Annotated in this window: 19 protein-coding genes; 10 read left to right on the forward strand and 9 right to left on the reverse strand. The window is 67.4% G+C overall.

From position 1 onward, the window contains the following. The first annotated feature begins 68 nt into the window (after nt 1–68). From HLG70_RS02885 to HLG70_RS02920, 8 genes are all read left to right on the forward strand, one after another. Nucleotides 69–542 (forward strand): OsmC family protein, encoded by a 474-nt coding sequence (locus HLG70_RS02885; RefSeq protein WP_171665234.1) that lies wholly within the window; start codon nt 69–71, stop codon nt 540–542. Between the two features lie 141 nt (nt 543–683). Further along, nucleotides 684–1,259, forward strand: a complete 576-nt coding sequence (locus HLG70_RS02890; protein ID WP_171665233.1) for a GNAT family N-acetyltransferase — start codon at nt 684–686, stop codon at nt 1,257–1,259. A 71-nt stretch (nt 1,260–1,330) separates the two neighbouring features. After that, complete coding sequence (locus HLG70_RS02895) at nt 1,331–1,879, forward strand: cysteine hydrolase family protein (RefSeq protein WP_171665232.1); 549 nt, start codon at nt 1,331–1,333, stop codon at nt 1,877–1,879. A gap of 5 nt (nt 1,880–1,884) precedes the next feature. After that, complete coding sequence (locus tag HLG70_RS02900) at nt 1,885–2,109, forward strand: DUF3820 family protein (RefSeq protein WP_171665711.1); 225 nt, start codon at nt 1,885–1,887, stop codon at nt 2,107–2,109. 153 nt (nt 2,110–2,262) lie between these two features. Then, complete coding sequence (locus HLG70_RS02905; RefSeq protein ID WP_171665231.1) at nt 2,263–2,589, forward strand: hypothetical protein; 327 nt, start codon at nt 2,263–2,265, stop codon at nt 2,587–2,589. Between the two features lie 92 nt (nt 2,590–2,681). Continuing rightward, complete coding sequence (locus tag HLG70_RS02910; protein WP_171665230.1) at nt 2,682–3,935, forward strand: Hsp70 family protein; 1,254 nt, start codon at nt 2,682–2,684, stop codon at nt 3,933–3,935. A 39-nt stretch (nt 3,936–3,974) separates the two neighbouring features. Continuing rightward, on the forward strand, nt 3,975–4,562 hold the full coding sequence (locus HLG70_RS02915; protein WP_171665229.1) for an NUDIX domain-containing protein: 588 nt from the start codon (nt 3,975–3,977) through the stop codon (nt 4,560–4,562). A 26-nt stretch (nt 4,563–4,588) separates the two neighbouring features. Beyond that, nucleotides 4,589–4,921, forward strand: coding sequence for a 2Fe-2S iron-sulfur cluster-binding protein (locus tag HLG70_RS02920; protein ID WP_171665228.1), 333 nt, complete (start codon nt 4,589–4,591; stop codon nt 4,919–4,921). On the opposite strand, the gene HLG70_RS02925 is transcribed toward HLG70_RS02920, so the two are convergent. The 7 genes from HLG70_RS02925 to HLG70_RS02955 all read right to left on the reverse strand — a co-directional run bounded on the left by HLG70_RS02925 (nt 4,902) and on the right by HLG70_RS02955 (nt 9,505). Next, entirely contained in the window at nt 4,902–5,378 is a 477-nt protein-coding gene (locus HLG70_RS02925) for a hypothetical protein (protein ID WP_234103361.1), read from the reverse strand. The two genes, HLG70_RS02920 and HLG70_RS02925, sit on opposite strands and share 20 nt — an antisense overlap. Continuing rightward, nucleotides 5,329–6,030, reverse strand: a complete 702-nt coding sequence (locus tag HLG70_RS02930; RefSeq protein ID WP_171665226.1) for a DUF899 domain-containing protein — start codon at nt 6,028–6,030, stop codon at nt 5,329–5,331. The genes HLG70_RS02925 and HLG70_RS02930 overlap by 50 nt, the downstream gene beginning before the upstream one ends. A gap of 58 nt (nt 6,031–6,088) precedes the next feature. After that, on the reverse strand, nt 6,089–6,550 hold the full coding sequence (locus HLG70_RS02935) for an SRPBCC family protein (RefSeq protein WP_171665225.1): 462 nt from the start codon (nt 6,548–6,550) through the stop codon (nt 6,089–6,091). Continuing rightward, complete coding sequence (locus tag HLG70_RS02940; protein ID WP_171665224.1) at nt 6,439–6,888, reverse strand: ArsR/SmtB family transcription factor; 450 nt, start codon at nt 6,886–6,888, stop codon at nt 6,439–6,441. The genes HLG70_RS02935 and HLG70_RS02940 overlap by 112 nt, the downstream gene beginning before the upstream one ends. Nucleotides 6,889–6,998: 110 nt before the next feature. After that, nucleotides 6,999–8,174 carry a hypothetical protein gene (locus HLG70_RS02945; RefSeq protein ID WP_234103363.1) on the reverse strand — a complete coding sequence of 392 codons (1,176 nt, stop codon included), beginning with the start codon at nt 8,172–8,174 and terminating at the stop codon, nt 6,999–7,001. Between the two features lie 38 nt (nt 8,175–8,212). Continuing rightward, complete coding sequence (locus HLG70_RS02950) at nt 8,213–8,941, reverse strand: helix-turn-helix domain-containing protein (RefSeq protein WP_171665222.1); 729 nt, start codon at nt 8,939–8,941, stop codon at nt 8,213–8,215. Between the two features lie 129 nt (nt 8,942–9,070). Then, nucleotides 9,071–9,505, reverse strand: a complete 435-nt coding sequence (locus HLG70_RS02955) for a gamma-glutamylcyclotransferase family protein (RefSeq protein ID WP_171665221.1) — start codon at nt 9,503–9,505, stop codon at nt 9,071–9,073. A 139-nt stretch (nt 9,506–9,644) separates the two neighbouring features. On the opposite strand from HLG70_RS02955, the gene clpB reads away from it, so the two are divergent. Beyond that, nucleotides 9,645–12,251 (forward strand): ATP-dependent chaperone ClpB, encoded by a 2,607-nt coding sequence (gene clpB, locus HLG70_RS02960; RefSeq protein WP_171665220.1) that lies wholly within the window; start codon nt 9,645–9,647, stop codon nt 12,249–12,251. Nucleotides 12,252–12,302: 51 nt separating this feature from the next. Here clpB and HLG70_RS02965 read toward each other — a convergent pair whose 3' ends face one another. After that, nucleotides 12,303–13,958, reverse strand: coding sequence for an S-layer protein (locus tag HLG70_RS02965; protein WP_171665219.1), 1,656 nt, complete (start codon nt 13,956–13,958; stop codon nt 12,303–12,305). A gap of 113 nt (nt 13,959–14,071) precedes the next feature. Continuing rightward, nucleotides 14,072–14,716, reverse strand: coding sequence for a TetR/AcrR family transcriptional regulator (locus tag HLG70_RS02970; RefSeq protein WP_171665709.1), 645 nt, complete (start codon nt 14,714–14,716; stop codon nt 14,072–14,074). Between the two features lie 161 nt (nt 14,717–14,877). Here HLG70_RS02970 and HLG70_RS02975 point away from each other — a divergent pair, with 161 nt between their 5' ends. After that, nucleotides 14,878–16,089 (forward strand): Tm-1-like ATP-binding domain-containing protein, encoded by a 1,212-nt coding sequence (locus HLG70_RS02975; RefSeq protein WP_171665218.1) that lies wholly within the window; start codon nt 14,878–14,880, stop codon nt 16,087–16,089. The last annotated feature ends 2 nt before the right edge of the window (nt 16,090–16,091 follow it).

Here is a 16,091-nt window from a genome sequence, read left to right on the forward strand (position 1 = left end):
AAGCTCGGCGTTCTTTCCGCGCGGGCGCGGCATTGGGCCGCAGCCGCCGCGACGACGGGGCGACAGGCATGAAAGGCGAACACCACTACACCGTGACCGTGGACTGGACCGGCAATACCGGGACTGGCACGTCCAGTTATGCGGCCTATTCCCGCGACCACCTGATCCAGGCCGCGGGCAAGCCCGACTTGCCGGGATCCTCCGATCCGGCTTTCCGCGGTGATCCGGCGCGCTGGAATCCCGAGGACATGCTGGTGGCGTCGCTGTCTGCCTGCCACAAGCTCTGGTACCTGCATTTTTGCGCGGTCGAAGGCGTGACGGTCGAGGCGTACCGGGATGAGGCGCAGGGCGTCATGGTCGAGGACCGCGAGCGCGGCGGCGCGTTTTCGCAGGTCACGCTGCGGCCCCAGGTCACCATCCGGGCCGGTGGCGATGCCGCGCTGGCCGAGGCCCTGCACGAACGCGCGCATCACTTCTGCTTCATCGCCAACTCCGTGAATTTTCCGGTGCGGTGCGAACCCAGCATCGTCATTGCTCCATGAGCCGGCCGGCTTATCGCGAGCATGTCATGGCGCCGTTTGCCGAACCGAAGGGGCGGCTGGAATTCTGATGCCGCCGCGCCAAGATTGAGTTACACGTTTCCTGGCGCCGAGGTCCGGCGCCGCATTTCACCCAGGCGCCCGATGCCGACGACGTTTCCTGACTGGCCCCAAGACCTTCCCGACCTGGGCGTGCCCGGCATGCGCCTGCGCGCCCTGCGCGAGGACGACGCGGCCAATTGGTATGCCTATCTGCATCAGGAGGTGGTCACTCGCCACACGAGCTGGCGCCTGGACGGCCCCGGCGAGCTGGCCGAGCTGATCCGGGCCTATGCGCGGCCCGATCGCTCGCACAGCATGCGCCTGGCCATCGCCGGCCCCGACGACCGGCTGGCGGGCACCATCGGGCTGAACGAGATCGCGCTGACGCACCGGCGCGCCGAAATCGCCTATGACATCGCTCCGGAGTACTGGCGGCAGGGGCTGGCCACGAAGGCGTGCGCCGTCGTCAGCGACTGGGCTTTGCAGACCCTGGGTTTCGCGCGCATCCAGGCCACGGTGCTGGATTCCAACCTGGCTTCGGCGGGCGTGCTGGAGCGCTGCCGCTATCAGCGCGAAGGGCTGTTGCATGGGTATCGCATCGTGCGCGGCGAGCCGCGGCACTTCTGGATGTATGCGCGGATCTGGCCGCCTCCCATCGTGGGCGCGGAGTGCGGCTGACAGGCGCGCGCAGGGTGCGGATCGGCCGGGTTTGGCGGTAGACTCGCTGCCATCAGCCTACCGGGAAACCCATGAACTCCGCCCTGATCGTGATCGACGTCCAACGCGCGCTGTTTGAAACATCGCCGCCGCCCTTTGACGCCGCCGATGTCCTGGCGCGCATCAATGCGCTGGCCGATCGCGCCCGTGCGGCCGGCGCACCGGTCATCTACGTGCAGCACGAAAGCCCCGGCACCCTGATGGCGCACGGCGAGCCCGGCTGGGAGCTGGACATGCGCCTGACGCCGGCCGACGGCGACATCCGGGTCCGCAAGACCACGCCCGATTCCTTCCTGCGCACCGGGCTGGGCCAGGCGCTGGCCGACGCCGGCGTGACGCGGCTGGTGGTGTGCGGCTATGCCACCGAGTTTTGCGTGGACACCACGGTGCGGCGCGCGGCGGGGCTGGGCATGCCCGTCACCCTGGCCGCCGATGCCCACACCACTCACGACAAGCCCCATGCGTCCGGCGCCCGGATCCGGGCGCACCACAACGCCACGCTGCCGGCCATTTCCAGCTTCGGCGTGAAGATCGCCGCCGTGCCCGCCGCCGATATCTTTGCTGGCGACACGCCGGGTTGAACGTGATGGATCCTGAACTGCTTTCCTTGCTGGTGACCCGCGACATGCCTTTCGGCAAGTACAAGGGGCGGCTGATCGCCGATCTGCCCGGGCCTTATCTGGCGTGGTTCGCGCGCAAGGGCTTTCCGCCCGGCGAGCTGGGGCGCCTGCTGGCCCTGATGCATGAGCTGGATCACAACGGCCTGTCCACGCTGCTCGATCCCTTGCGCAAATCCAGGCGGGCTCCCTAGCGTTTGCCGCGAAACCGCAGGAAACAACTGGCGAGGATTGTGTAGCGTCTTGGCACGATGCCTGATGGCGGCTGAGGCTACGATAGTGCGGCGCGCTCGGAGGCAGGCCATCGGCCCCGCGTCCGGGCGCTGGCTCATCGAAGAGAGGTTGCCATGAATAAACACCACGTCTCCGCTTTCCTGCTTGCCGCCTTGTGCGCGGCGGGCGCCGCCCAGGCCCAGAACGCCGCTCCTCCCACGCAGGAAATGCAGTTTCCCAGCGTCCGCTCCAAGGACGGCAGCCTCTCGCCGCCTTCGACATTGCGCATGACGGTCTCGCCCCAACCCGGGGCCGCGCCCGCCGTCCAGGATACGCCGGAAAGCCAGGCCCAGTTTGTGCGCTGCCGCCAGGTGTCGGATCGCGCCGCCGTGTCCAATGCGCAGATGCAGGCCGGCCTGGCGCAGTGCCTTCAAGAGCTGGAGCAGCGCCGCCAGCAATAGGCGCGCGGGCCAGGGAAGGGGCCGGATTACGTGTGGGCGGAGCCGAAGCGAGTACACTTGTCCGCCGTTTTGCTTTCAGCCCCAGAATCCCCATGATTTCCACCGCATGCGGCGTCGACTTCGGCACCTCCAACTCCACCGTAGGCTGGAGCCGTCCCGACCAACGCGCGCTCCTCGCTTTGGAAGATGGCAAGACCACCTTGCCGTCGGCCATTTTCTTTCATGACGAGGACGCCGAGGTCAGCTATGGCCGCGCCGCCATCTCCGACTACCTGGCCGGCTACGACGGGCGCCTGATGCGCTCGATGAAAAGCCTGCTGGGCAGTTCGCTGATCGACGGTTCGACGGAAGTCCAGGGCCGTTCGATTCCGTTCCGCGTGCTGCTGACGCGCTTCATCGCCGAGCTGAAGGCGCGCGCCGAGACGGCTGCGGGCCGCGGCTTCACGCGCGCCGTGCTGGGCCGGCCGGTCTTCTTCGTGGACGACAATTCCGCCGCCGACCAGACCGCGCAGGACACGCTGGGTGAGATCGCGCGCAGCGTGGGATTCACCGATATCGAATTCCAGTTCGAGCCGCTGGCCGCCGCATTCGACTATGAATCGCAGATCGATCGCGAGGAACTGGTGCTGGTCATCGACATCGGCGGCGGCACCTCTGACTTTTCGCTGATCCGCCTGGGGCCGGGCCGGGCCGCCAAGCCCGACCGCCGGGAAGATATCCTGGCCTATGGCGGCGTGCACATCGGCGGCGTGGATTTCGACAAGCAACTGAGCCTGGCGCACGTCATGCCCTTGCTGGGCCTGGGCAGCCAGCTGCGCAGCGGCAAGGACGTGCCTTCGACTCAATATGGCAACCTGGCCTGCTGGCACACCATCAACCAGGCCTACACGCGCAAGGCGGCCGAACACTTCGCCTACATCCGCGCCGAAGCCGGCGACCGCGACAAGATCGACCTGCTGCTGAACCTGGTCAAGGAACGTGCGGGCCATTGGGTGGCAGTGCAGGTGGAAGAGGCCAAGATCGCGCTGTCGGAAGCGCCCGCCGCGCGCATCGATCTGTCGCGTGTCGCGCCCGAGCTGGGCGTGGACGTGACGCGTCCTTCGTTTGACGCCTGCGTGGGCCGCCTGATTGAAAAGGTCGAGACCACCGTGGGCCAGCTGCTGCGCGACGCCGGCGTATCGACGGCGGATGTGGACACGGTGTTCTTCACCGGCGGTTCCAGCCGCGTGCCGCGCCTGCGCGAAACCGTGTCGGCGCTGGTGCCGACGGCGCGCAGCGTCGAAGGGGACCTTTTCGGCAGCATCGGCGCCGGCCTGGCGCTGGACGCCGTGCGCAAGTTCGGCTGAGCGAGCCGGACCCCGGGGGGCGATGGTAAGCTGCATGCCATGAAGCCCACACCCGATTCCCACCTCGTTGAAAAGCTCGTGACCAGCGAAGCGTCGTATGACGGCAGCTTCCTGAAGATACGCCGCGACACCGTCAGCCTGCCCAACGGCAACACCGGCATCCGCGAATACGTGGTGCATCCGGGCGCCGTGGTGGTCATTCCGCTGCTCAATGACGGCCGGGTCTTGCTGGAACGCCAGTTCCGCTATCCCATCGGGCGCGTCATGACCGAGTTTCCCGCCGGCAAGCTCGATCCGGGCGAAGACCCGCTGGCCTGCGCCAAGCGCGAGCTGCTCGAAGAAACGGGCTACACCGCGGATCAGTGGGCGCATGCCGGAGGCCTGCACCTGGCCATTGCCTATTCCACGGAAATCATCCATATCTTCTTTGCGCGCGGCCTGCGAGCCGGGCCGCGCCAGCTCGACCAGGACGAGTTCCTGGACGTGATCAGCGCGCAGCCCGCGGACCTGATCGAAGCATGCGGCAAGGGCGAAGTCACCGACGCCAAGACGCTGACCTGCGTCCTCTGGATGCAGAACGTGCTGTCCGGCGCCTGGCAGCTGGAGTGGCGCGACAACGCCGCCTGAGGCGGGGCGCGCAACGTCCCAAGGCCATGCCCGCATACCCGGTCCTCGTTCAGCCGTCCGGCCTGCGTTTTGATGCGGAGGCCGGTACGCCGGTGCTGCTGGCCGCGCAGGCGGCAGGCATCAAGCTGCCCAGCTCCTGCCGCAACGGCACCTGCCGTGCCTGCATGTGCCTGATGCTGGAAGGCTCCGTGGTCTACGGCATCGAATGGCCGGGCCTGTCGCGCGACGAAAAAGAAGAGGGCTGGATCCTGCCCTGTGTGGCGCAGGCCGCGTCGCCGCTGGAAATCCAGGCGCCGCACGCCGCGCCGATCGAAACCGCTCCCGCGCCCGTGCGTCCGCTTACCGGCGCCAGGCGCTAAGCGCGCAGGCGGGCAGGAGCGCGGCGGCCATGCCTGCCGCCATTCCCAGCGCCATGCCGCCGAAGGGCGCCGTGCCCAGGGACAGCGCCGCCGCGATGCCCAGCCGCGCGCCCAGAATCATTCCGACAGCCATGAGCGCGGCGCAGGCCAGGCGCGCCGCCAGCGGCGGGGCCGCGCCTTGCGTCCTGGGCCAAGGCAGCAGCGCCGCCAGCGCCATCGCGGCGCTGCTGGCGGGCATCAGCGTCGCGTGCCGCCAGGCCAGTTCCGCCAGGCTGCCCGGCGCGCCGCATTCGCTGGCCAGCAACGCGGCGGGAATGCGCCAGGTGTCGATCAGCAGGCCGGCGGCCATGGCCGCCGTGCAGGCCAGCCAAAGGCCCGCCAGGCCGCTCGAGGACGGCAGCCAGGGCCTAGCCGTGGGCGTGGCAGGCTTTGTGCGTGGCGTCGTCGTAGCGGTCATGGTGGCGCACCCAGTCTTCCACGTTGAAATGGGGCCCGTTTTCGTTGCGTCCCAGCGGCGCGAGATCCAGGTAGTTGTAGGCGCCCGCCAGGCGTTCCACGCCGCGCTCGAAGGTCGAGTAGGTGTGGAAGATCTCGCCGTCCGGATCGCGGAAGAAGGCGCTTGCCCCCGGCCGCTCCTCGACGTCCCCGTCGGCCTTGGGCAGGGAGGCGCCCAGGTCGAAGTTGAAGTCGCAGCCCTCGGACGAGAACCAATCGAAGCGCCAGCCCATGCGCTGCTTGAACGCGGCCAGCCTGGCATAAGGCGCGCGCGAGGCCGCCACCACCGAAACGTCATGGTGGCGCAGATGCACCAGCGCGCTGTCCAGATGGTCGGCAAGGAATGAGCAGCCCACGCAGCCTTCCTCCCAGTCGGGGCCGAACATGAAGTGATAGACGATGAGCTGGCTCTTGCCCTGGAACAGATCGGCCAGGTTGTGCGCGCCGCTGGCGTCCTGGAACTGATAGGCCTTGTCCACCTGGACCCAGGGCAGGGCCATGCGGTCGCGTGCCAGCGCGTCCTGGGCATGGGTGGCTTCTTTTTCGCGGCGCAGCAGCGCTTCGCGCGCGAGGTTCCATTCGTGGCGGGATACGACGGAGTGATCGGTTTGCATCGTACGACTCCTTTGCGTGACGGGCCGCAAGGCCCGGGCAGGGGCGAACGGCGGGAATTCAGGCCCGGCCCGCCAGATGATCCGCAAGCCGGTCCATCGCGCCCGACCAGCCATGTTCATGGCTGTCGCGGGTGGCCTGATCGACAAACGGGGTCTGCAGGAAGGCAAATTCGGTGCCCGTGCCCGCAGCGGTGAATTCAAGGGTGATCAGCGACGTTTCTTCGGGCGTCTCGCGCCAGGCCCATGTGAAGACCAGGCGGCGTGCAGGCTCCACTTCCTGGTAATGCCCGCTGGCGTAGTGTTCCCGTCCGTCTTCGGTCGCAAAGCCCACGTGGTAGGCGCCGCCCGCGCGCACGTCGGTCTCGGCCAGCAGCACGCGCCGGGTTCCGGCCGGACCGAACCAGCGCATCAGCGCTTGCGGGTCCGTCCAGGCGCGCCAGACCCGCTCGACGGGGGCGTCGAAGCGCCGCCGGAGCCGGAGTTCGATGTGGGAGTCGGAAGTGGGGCTTCGGTTTTCCATGGGTGGGTCTCCTCTTCGTGATAGAGATATCGCGCCAGCGAATCCAGTTGCCCGTTCCAGAACTTCTCGTAGCGGGACAGCCAGTCGGAAGCGGCGCGCATGGGTTCGGGCGACAGCGTGCAGCTCACTACCCGGCCGTCCTTGGCGCGCGCGATCAGGCCGGCGTCTTCAAGCACCCGCAGGTGCTTCATGAACGCGGGCAAGGACATGGCATGGGGCCGGGCCAGCGCGCTGACCGATGCCGATCCCTGTTCCAGGTCGGCCAGCACCCGGCGCCGCGTGCCATCCGCCAGCGCCGAAAAAATGCCATCAAGCATGTTGTCGTTAAAGTTAACCATAAGGTTAAGTTTTAGGACGATGGAACCCCCTTGTCAAGCCTGGGGAATCCGGAATTTCCCTAGGCCGGCCGCCAGGGCGTGGCGAATAAAGGGGAGAACGGGGGCGGCGGTTACTTGCCGCGCGGTTTGATGATGTCGCAGGCCGCGGCGCCGTCGGCAGCCTGGGCGCCGTCGCCCAGCAGTGCGCGCACGCCGCAGATCGAGCCGAACATGCGCTTGCTGTCATGGCCCACGCCGCCCACCTCGAAGCTGTTGTGGCGCAGGGCGACGGGCTTGGCACCGCGGGCGGCCAGCACATGTTCGTACTGCACATAGCCCGTGCCGCGGGCCAGCCGGGTGGCTCCCTGGGCTTCGGCGCCGCAGGCCTTGTCCAGCAGCCGGTGTTCCGGATTGTTGTCGGCGCCGCCCAGCAGATAGACGACGTCGCGCGCCGCGTAGCGCACGAAGAGCTTGGAATCGTCGGCATCCCGCGCGTACGCGGGCAGCTTGTCCGTGCCGTACTTGTACTGGTTGTACGTGGGGCAGATGCCGCGCTCGTAGGGCGCATAGCCCTTGCCGTCGGCGCGCGGCCGTTCGTTGGTCAGGTACAGGTAGGAAGAGGGGTTGGCGATGACGTAGCGCAGCGTCAGCCCGTCGCGGCGCAGCTGGCCGTCGACGTTGTTCAGCACCGCATAGCGATGCACCAGCTGCGCGCCGGCGGAGTGTCCGGCCAGCACAATGCCCGCCAGGGATGCCAGGCGCTTGCGATCGTCCAGGCTGCGCAGCAGGTCGTCGAGCACCTGGAACGAGCTGACCGGCGCGGGCCGGCCGGCCGCCTGGATACTGTCTTCGCCGTCTTCCCAGCTGGCCTTGCGCCAGGCCGCCATGCCGCCGAAACCCGAGTCGATCGACCCCGAGAAGCGCGGCGCCAGGACCAGCGTGTCGCGCGCCCGACCGGCGTTCTCCGCCACCAGGGCGGCGGCGGTTTCGTAGTAGTGGTCGGCGTCGCGCTTGACGCCGTGGATGACGATGAGCACCTGCTTGATGCCGCGCAGGTCATCCTTGCCCAGGTCGCGGTTGGCATAGACCGGCATCTTGTACCGGTGCCCGGGCTTGCCGAGTTCCACCGTCTGCCAGCGCAGCGGGGCCGCGCGCTTGGGCGTGGCCACGGTTTCGTCGTAGTCGTAGGGATCGGGCAGCGGCGTCTGTGCGCGCGCGGCCATGGGCGCCAGCAGGGCCGCCATGGCGAATGCGCCCGCGAGGCCGCGCGCCAGACGCGGCGCGCGGGCCCGCAGGGCCCGGAGCATAGGGATTGCAAGCGCGCGACGCATGGCGCGGCTTAAGCTCAGCAGCCTTCGTGGCCCAGCAGCTGCTTGAGCGCGGGCAGGTCCAGGATGCGGACCTCGCGCTGGTTGATCTTGATCAGGCCGTCGCGCGCAAAGCGCGAAAACAGCCGGCTGACCGTCTCCAGCGTCAATCCCAGGTAGTTGCCGATTTCCTCGCGGCTCATGCGCAGCACGAACTCCGTGGACGAATAGCCCAGCGAGGCATAGCGTTGCGACAGGTTCAGCAGGAAGGCCGCCAGGCGCTGCTCGGAGCGCATGGAACCCAGCGAGGCCAGCATCTGGTGCGAGCGGGTGATCTCCCGGCTCATGAGGCGGCGGAACTGCTGCTGCAGCGACGGCAGGTGCGTGGCCACGCGATCGACTTCATTGAGGCGGATGACGCAGACCTCGGAATCCTCCAGGGCTACCGCTGCAGACACGTGCTTGCCGTCCAGCATGCCGTCCATGCCGACGATTTCGCCCGGAAGGTGAAAGCCCGTGATCTGGATCTGGCCGGTCGCGTCTTCCAGTTGTGTCTTGAGGCTGCCAAAGCGCACGCCATACACGGCGTCCAGCGGGTGGTCCAGCGAATACAGCGTCTTGCCCTTTTCAAGGCGGACACGTTCCTTCACCAGCTCGTCCAGCTTTTCGACTTCGGCGGCTGCCATGCCCACGGGAACGCAGACGTGGCCCAGCATGCACGTGGAACAGTGGGCGGCATCAGGGGCAATAGGAACCCGTTTTTGCATACGATGACCTTTAGAGTGCCCATTGCGCGGCGGAAGGCCGGAACGGGTGTGAAGCGTGAGACAGGCGCCTATTGTAGTCCGTTGTTACTACGGGTGTCTTACCGGGCGCCGGGCCTGCCGGGCGCCGGCTTACCGGCCGCCGGACATTATCCGCGCAAGCCGGTAGGCGATCCAGTCGTCGCCGGCGATATCGATGGCTTCGGCCCGCTGCGCCGGGTCGATGGGGTAGTACTGGCAGCTCAGCAGGGCGGCCTGGCCAGGGGGCTCCATGCGGGCCTGGACCTCGCGGCGCACAAAGAGGCAGGGCTGGCCGGGCCGGTACTCTTCGATCTCGTCCATCAGGGCGATCAGCGCCGGTTCGACCCGGAAAACGTCGCCCCGCACGCGCCGGCCGTCGGCCACCGGAATCAGCCCAGGCCAGTCGCCAAAATCCACCAGCATGCCGGGCACGCTGGCCGGCCCGACATGGCTCGCGGCGGGCAGGCCGCGTCCTGCCGCCGCCCGCGCCAGATCGTTGATTTCGCCGGCTCGTAGGGTGCCGTATACAAAAACGTATATGCTCATTATTCAGGTTGCTGCTGCACGTCGAAGAAGACCATGAGGCCGGCCGGGTGTTGAAATTCTCTCATCCGGCCACATATTCAGGTTATCGAGCCCGCCGGCACGTATCGGTCAGGCTCCCCAACAAGCCACTACGACCATTATGCGATTCGACAAACTTACAACCAAGTTCCAGCAAGCCCTGGCCGACGCTCAGAGTCTGGCCGCCCGCAACGATCACCCCTACATCGAGCCCGTCCACGTACTGTCCGCCTTGTTGTCGGATTCCGACAGCGGCGCCGGCAGCCTGCTGGCGCGGGCCGGGGTGGCGGTTAACCGGCTGGCGCCGGCCCTCGAGAACGCCCTGAAATCCTTGCCGCAGGTGCAGGGCGAAGACAACGTCCAGGTGGGCCGCGACCTGCAAGGCGTGCTGACCCGCACCGACAAGGAAGCCGCGCGCCGCGGCGACACCTACATCGCCAGCGAGCTCTTCCTGCTGGCGCTGGCCGACGACAAGGGCGACGCCGGGCGCATCCTGCGCGAGGCCGGCCTGCAGAAGAAGGCTCTGGAGGCCGCGATCGACGCCGTTCGCGGCGGCGAGAACGTCTCCGGCGCGGAAGGCGAGGCCAACCGCGAAGCCCTGTCCAAGTACACGATGGACCTGACCGAGCGCGCCCGCCAGGGCAAGCTGGATCCCGTCATCGGCCGCGATGACGAGATCCGCCGCACGATCCAGATCTTGCAGCGCCGCACCAAGAACAACCCCGTGCTGATCGGCGAACCCGGCGTGGGCAAGACCGCCATCGTCGAAGGCCTGGCGCAGCGCATCGTCAATGACGAAGTGCCCGAGAGCCTGCGCGGCAAGCGCGTGCTGTCCCTGGACCTGGCGGCCCTGCTGGCCGGCGCCAAGTTCCGCGGCGAATTCGAAGAACGCCTGAAGGCCGTGCTGAAAGAGCTGGGCCAGGACGACGGCCGCAACATCGTCTTCATCGACGAGCTGCACACCATGGTCGGCGCGGGCAAGGCCGAAGGCGCGATGGACGCCGGCAACATGCTCAAGCCGGCGCTGGCGCGCGGCGAACTGCATTGCATCGGCGCGACCACGCTGGACGAATACCGCAAGTACATCGAAAAGGACGCCGCGCTGGAGCGCCGCTTCCAGAAGGTGCTGGTCGACGAACCCGACGTGGAATCCACCATCGCCATCCTGCGCGGGTTGCAGGAACGCTATGAAATCCACCACGGCGTCGAGATCACCGACCCGGCCATCGTGGCCGCGGCGGAGCTGTCGCACCGCTACATCACCGACCGCTTCCTGCCCGACAAGGCCATCGACCTCATCGACGAAGCCGGTGCGCGCATCCGCATGGAAATCGACTCCAAGCCGGAGGTGATGGACAAGCTGGACCGCCGCATCATCCAGCTCAAGATCGAGCGCGAGGCCGTCAAGAAGGAAACGGACGACGCGTCCAAGCGCCGCCTGGGCGTCATCGAAGACGAACTGGAAAAGCTGCAGCGCGAATACAACGACTACGAAGAAATCTGGAAGGCCGAGAAGGCTGCGGTGCAGGGCACCCAGGCCATCAAGGAAGAGATCGACAGCGTGCGCGCCGAGATGGCGGAGCTGCAGCGCAAGGGCCAGTTCGACAAGCTGGCTGAGCTGCAGTACGGCAAGCTGCCCGATCTGGAATCGCGCCTGAAGGCCGCCGAAGTGGGCGCCGCCGAGGCGGCCGAGAACGCCGAGGGCGACGAGTCCCGTCCGCGCCTGCTGCGCACGCGTGTCGGCGCCGAGGAAATCGCCGAAGTCGTGTCGCGCGCCACCGGTATTCCGGTGTCCAAGATGATGCAGGGCGAGCGCGAAAAGCTCCTGCACATGGAAGAATTCCTGCACAAGCGCGTGGTGGGCCAGGACGAGGCCGTGCGCCTGGTGTCGGACGCCATCCGGCGTTCCCGCGCAGGCCTGGCGGACCCGGCGCGCCCGTATGGATCGTTCCTGTTCCTGGGCCCCACCGGCGTGGGCAAGACCGAGCTGACGCGCGCGCTGGCCGAGTTCCTGTTCGACTCGGAAGAGCACCTGATCCGCATCGACATGAGCGAATTCATGGAGAAGCACTCGGTGGCGCGGCTGATCGGCGCGCCGCCGGGATACGTGGGCTACGAAGAAGGCGGATACCTGACCGAGGCCGTGCGGCGCAAGCCCTACAGCGTGGTGCTGCTGGACGAAGTGGAAAAGGCGCACCCGGACGTGTTCAACGTGCTGCTGCAAGTGCTGGATGACGGCCGCCTCACCGATGGCCAGGGCCGCACCGTGGACTTCCGCAATACGGTCATCGTCATGACGTCCAACCTGGGTTCGCACCATATCCAGACTCTGGCCGGCCAGCCTTACGACGTGATCAAGGAAGTGGTGTGGGACGAGCTCAAGCAGACGCTGCGGCCCGAGTTCCTGAACCGCATCGACGAAGTGGTCGTGTTCCATGGGCTGGAAGCGCAGCACATCGAATCGATTGCCCGCATCCAGCTGCGCCGCCTGGGCGAGCGCCTGGAAAAGCAGGAGATGCGCCTGGAAGTCACCGAACCGGCGTTGGCGGAACTGGCCCGCTCCGGCTTCGATCCGGTGTTTGGCGCGCGTCCCTTGAAGCGCGCGATCCAGCAGCAGATCGAGAATCCGGTGGCGCGCCTGATCCTGGAAGGCAGGTTCGGCCCGCGCGATGTGGTGCCGGTGGACTGGCAGGATGGCGAGTTCATCTTCACCCGAACGCTGCAGTAAGCAAAAAGCCCGGCGCAAAAACGCCGGGCTTTTTTTTTGTCGCCGGATCCGCTAGTTGCCGACGGTCACGAACACCGGGTTCGAATAGAACCACAGGTCGTTGTAGTTGCGGGCGTTGATGGCGTTAAAGCGCGCCGCGTTGTCAGCCAGGTCCACCTTGGCGTCGGGCAGCGGTTCGCCGGCGGCGGTCTCGCCCGCCACGTCGACGGCAAGGTTGGTGCCGCGCAGTCGGAAGTACTGGCTCTTGTCGGCGGTCACCGTGGTCTTGATGACGTTGTAGCCTTCCGCGTCCACCGTCCAGTCGGCGCGGGTGTAGCGGGCCAGCACGCGCGTGGAGGGGTTGGTGTCGCGGTCGTAGTCCGCCGTGCCGGCCGCGGCGCGCGCGCCCACGTCGCCCACGATCAGGTCCACGTGATTGACCGTGGGCTTGACGTAGGTGGGGTTGCCGCTTTCGATCGGATACTCGTAGTTGTTGCTGTCCGGGCTGCGAAAGCGGATGGTGATCTCCACCTTTTCGCCCTTCGTCGCCTTGAGCTCTCCGCCCATGTGGACGGCGCCGGCCGCGCCTTGCGCCTGGAAGTCCAGGGCGTCGATCAGGTCGCCGAAGACGCCGAACAGGCGACCGCTCTTCAGGCCGGCCACCACGGCCGCCATGTCGTCGCCGTCCTTCCAGACATGGGTCTTGGCATATTCGCCGGGTGCGTAGCCGCTGCTGTACAGGCCCGAGGCGGTGCGGAAGTGATAGTCCGAATCGGCCACGGTCCAGATGCGGCGGCCTTCGCCCAGCAGCGCGTCCCAGGTGCCGCCCAGGTGCGCGACCAGGTAGTCCACGCCGCCGTAGGTGCGGTTGGGAAGGAAGGGGGCGGTGTAGGCCGTGGCGTAGCCGCCGCGGTCCGGTTCCATCTGGTTGCCCACCATGCCTTCGATGGCGAAGAAGACGGACGGCGCCAGGTCGTTCATCTCGCGCAGTTGCGCGACGGTGTATTTGCCCGCGTAGCGCGACGGGTGGTTCAGCAGCATGTAGCTGTCGGGATGCTTGTCGCGCAGCCACTTCAGCGCTGCCAGCGAATCGGCGTGCGTGGTGTAGGCGCGGGTCTCGCCGGCCAGGCGCGACACCAGCAGCGGGTCAAACAGATTGGGGTCGCGGTTGGTGAAAAGGTATTCGAACTCGGCAACGGCCTCCAGCGATTTGGCCGAGAGCGGATCGTTCACGCCGATGCCGATGTTGACGTGGTCATGCGTGGGCATGTCCCATTCGAACGATGAGAAGATGATCTTTCCGGCGTAGCGGCCCGCGGCCTGAGCCTGCTTGATGAAGGGCACTTCGTATTGCGCCATGCCCTGGGAGAAGGGGATCTGGCCGCCGGCCAGCGCGACGCCGGTGTGGTCGCGCGAGGACAGGCGCAGGTGATTCGAGATCGCGGCCCAGTCCAGCTCGTAGCGGTCGAAGGCCTGATCCAGCGCGCTTTCCAGGCTGACCTGCGCATCGTCGGACTGGTAGGTGTGCACGTGCAGGTCGCCCGTGGTCCATGCGCCGGTCTCGACCGGCTTGGGCTCGACCGGCGGCACCGGGTCGGTCACAACGGGCGGGGCGGGAGGCGGCGCGGCCTCGTCGTCATCGCTGCCGCCGCAGGCGCTCAAGAGGGTGACGCAAGCCAGCGACAAGGGCATGATGGCCCGCCGCAGGCGGGATACTTCGAACTGCATCTAAAACACTCCAACGTCATGGCGGCGTGCGGAGAGCACTGCCGCGAAAGCGCCGAACTATGCGGGCTCTGAATGACGTGGGAATGACAGCGGCGCTCGCGCCGCCGGATGCGCTACTTCTTCCCGGGCGCCTCGGAGAGCGCCTGCGTGATGATGGCGTTGGCGGTCCAGCGCACCACGTCGGTGATCTCGGGCAGCTCCAGTTTCCAGATGTCCTTGAGCACCAGGAACACCTCGGTACCGTAGACCAGCGACAGCGCCTGCGCCACACGCTCCTGTTGCGCTGGCGTCAGGTCGGCCGCCAGCGGCGCGATGGCGCGCTTCAGGATGTCGACGCGGTGGCCGCGCACCAGCCGCGGTTCCGGGCCCGCCTTGCCGGCGCTGGCCTCGGCGTGCTGCTGCAGCGACACCATGATGGCGGCGCGCAGCGGGGCTTCGTGAGATTCCAGGCGGGGGTAGGCAAAACGCAGCAGCTCGTCGACGCGCGCGGCGGCGTCCGGCGCGCTGGAGTCCCAGGCGAGGATGGGGCCCAGGCTTTCGTCAACCACGGCGGCGATCAGCGCGCTCTGGCTGGGGAAGTAGCGGTAGGCCGTCGCCCGCGAGACCTGGGCGTGTTCGGCCAGCTCGGCGACCGACGGCGTGACGCCTTGCGCCATGAGTTGTTGCGCGGCGTCCAGCAGGATCTTGCGCATGCGGGCGCGTGGCCCGTGCGGAGGTTCGCCGCTGTCCGCGGCCTGCCGGCTGGCGGGGGCGATCAGCCGCGCGCCGGCGGCTGCCGTCGATCCCGTCTTGGCGGGGGTTTCGGTTTGACGTGAGACTGGTGTCTCAGTATGATTCTTTCGTCTCATTTCTAGATTCTACAGGCCTTTGGCCTCACATATCGAGGCGCGCACGGAGTGTAGCCGCCCACGGAGGAGTCATGACGCATACGAAGCAGCGGATCTTTGTCGCCGCGACCTACGACACGAAGGGCCACGAGGCCGAGTACGTGGTGGATCTGCTCAAGCGCGACGGGCTGGACGTGGTGTCGGTGGACGTCTCCACCTCGGGCGCGGCCAGCGCTGCCCAGGTGCAGGCGCAAGAGGTGGCCAAAAGCCATCCCGAAGGACCCGGCGCCGTCTTCACCGGAGACCGCGGCACGGCCATTGCCGCCATGGCGCTGGCGTTTGAGCGCTATGCCGCCGGCAACGCCGGGATCGGCGCCTTGCTGGGCCTGGGCGGGTCGGGCGGCACCGCCCTGATCACGCCGGCCATGCGCGCCCTGCCTATCGGCACGCCCAAAGTGATGGTGTCCACGATGGCCTCGGGCAATGTCGCGCCCTACGTGGGTCCGTCGGACATCGCCATGATGTATTCCGTGACGGACGTGGCGGGCCTGAACCGAATCTCGCGCCGGGTGCTGGCGAATGCGGCCGGCGCCATTGGCGGGGCGTTCCGCCAGGCTGCCAGCGCCGCCAGCGACGACAGCCGCCCCGCCGTGGGCATCACCATGTTCGGCGTCACCACCGCCTGCGTGCAGCAGGTGACCCCGCTGCTGGAATCGCGCTACGACTGCCTGGTGTTCCATGCCACGGGCACGGGCGGGCAGTCCATGGAAAAGCTGCTGGACAGCCATCTGCTTGCCGGCGTGCTGGACCTGACCACCACCGAGGTCTGCGATTTTCTCTTCGGCGGCGTGCTGGCCTGCACCGAGGACCGCTTCGGCGCCGTGGCGCGCACCCGCGCGCCTTACGTGGGTTCCTGCGGCGCGCTGGACATGGTCAATTTCGGCGGCATGGACACCATCCCCGAACGCTACCGGGGCCGCAAGTTCTATCCACACAATCCGCAGGTGACGCTGATGCGCACCACCCCCGAGGAAAACACCCGGCAGGGCGAATGGATCGCCGACCGCCTGAACCGCTGCGACGGTCCGGTGCGCTTCCTGATACCCGAAGGCGGCGTGTCCGCGCTGGACGCGCCGGGGCAGGCGTTCTGGGACCCCGAGGCCGACGCCGCCTTGTTCGCCGCGCTGGAAGCCAGGCTGGTGCAGACCGCCGACCGCAGGCTCGTGCGCGTGCCCTGCCACATCAACGATCCGCTGTTCGCGAAGACGGCGGTCGAACACTATCTTGAAATTGCCGCACATTAAGG

It is taken from the genome of Achromobacter deleyi (assembly GCF_013116765.2).
In the GTDB taxonomy this organism is placed as follows: domain Bacteria; phylum Pseudomonadota; class Gammaproteobacteria; order Burkholderiales; family Burkholderiaceae_B; genus Achromobacter; species Achromobacter deleyi_A.

Excerpts from the sequence above, each read along its gene's own strand:
- HLG70_RS02885 (WP_171665234.1), top strand. The coding sequence starts at position 69 with ATGAAAGGCGAACACCACTACACCGTGACCGTGGACTGGACCGGCAAT.
- HLG70_RS02890 (WP_171665233.1), top strand. The coding sequence starts at position 684 with ATGCCGACGACGTTTCCTGACTGGCCCCAAGACCTTCCCGACCTGGGC.
- HLG70_RS02895 (WP_171665232.1), top strand. The coding sequence starts at position 1,331 with ATGAACTCCGCCCTGATCGTGATCGACGTCCAACGCGCGCTGTTTGAA.
- HLG70_RS02900 (WP_171665711.1), top strand. The coding sequence starts at position 1,885 with ATGGATCCTGAACTGCTTTCCTTGCTGGTGACCCGCGACATGCCTTTC.
- HLG70_RS02905 (WP_171665231.1), top strand. The coding sequence starts at position 2,263 with ATGAATAAACACCACGTCTCCGCTTTCCTGCTTGCCGCCTTGTGCGCG.
- HLG70_RS02910 (WP_171665230.1), top strand. The coding sequence starts at position 2,682 with ATGATTTCCACCGCATGCGGCGTCGACTTCGGCACCTCCAACTCCACC.
- HLG70_RS02915 (WP_171665229.1), top strand. The coding sequence starts at position 3,975 with ATGAAGCCCACACCCGATTCCCACCTCGTTGAAAAGCTCGTGACCAGC.
- HLG70_RS02920 (WP_171665228.1), top strand. The coding sequence starts at position 4,589 with ATGCCCGCATACCCGGTCCTCGTTCAGCCGTCCGGCCTGCGTTTTGAT.
- HLG70_RS02925 (WP_234103361.1), bottom strand. The coding sequence starts at position 5,378 with ATGACCGCTACGACGACGCCACGCACAAAGCCTGCCACGCCCACGGCT.
- HLG70_RS02930 (WP_171665226.1), bottom strand. The coding sequence starts at position 6,030 with ATGCAAACCGATCACTCCGTCGTATCCCGCCACGAATGGAACCTCGCG.
- HLG70_RS02935 (WP_171665225.1), bottom strand. The coding sequence starts at position 6,550 with ATGGAAAACCGAAGCCCCACTTCCGACTCCCACATCGAACTCCGGCTC.
- HLG70_RS02940 (WP_171665224.1), bottom strand. The coding sequence starts at position 6,888 with ATGGTTAACTTTAACGACAACATGCTTGATGGCATTTTTTCGGCGCTG.
- HLG70_RS02945 (WP_234103363.1), bottom strand. The coding sequence starts at position 8,174 with ATGCTCCGGGCCCTGCGGGCCCGCGCGCCGCGTCTGGCGCGCGGCCTC.
- HLG70_RS02950 (WP_171665222.1), bottom strand. The coding sequence starts at position 8,941 with ATGCAAAAACGGGTTCCTATTGCCCCTGATGCCGCCCACTGTTCCACG.
- HLG70_RS02955 (WP_171665221.1), bottom strand. The coding sequence starts at position 9,505 with ATGAGCATATACGTTTTTGTATACGGCACCCTACGAGCCGGCGAAATC.
- clpB (WP_171665220.1), top strand. The coding sequence starts at position 9,645 with ATGCGATTCGACAAACTTACAACCAAGTTCCAGCAAGCCCTGGCCGAC.
- HLG70_RS02965 (WP_171665219.1), bottom strand. The coding sequence starts at position 13,958 with ATGCAGTTCGAAGTATCCCGCCTGCGGCGGGCCATCATGCCCTTGTCG.
- HLG70_RS02975 (WP_171665218.1), top strand. The coding sequence starts at position 14,878 with ATGACGCATACGAAGCAGCGGATCTTTGTCGCCGCGACCTACGACACG.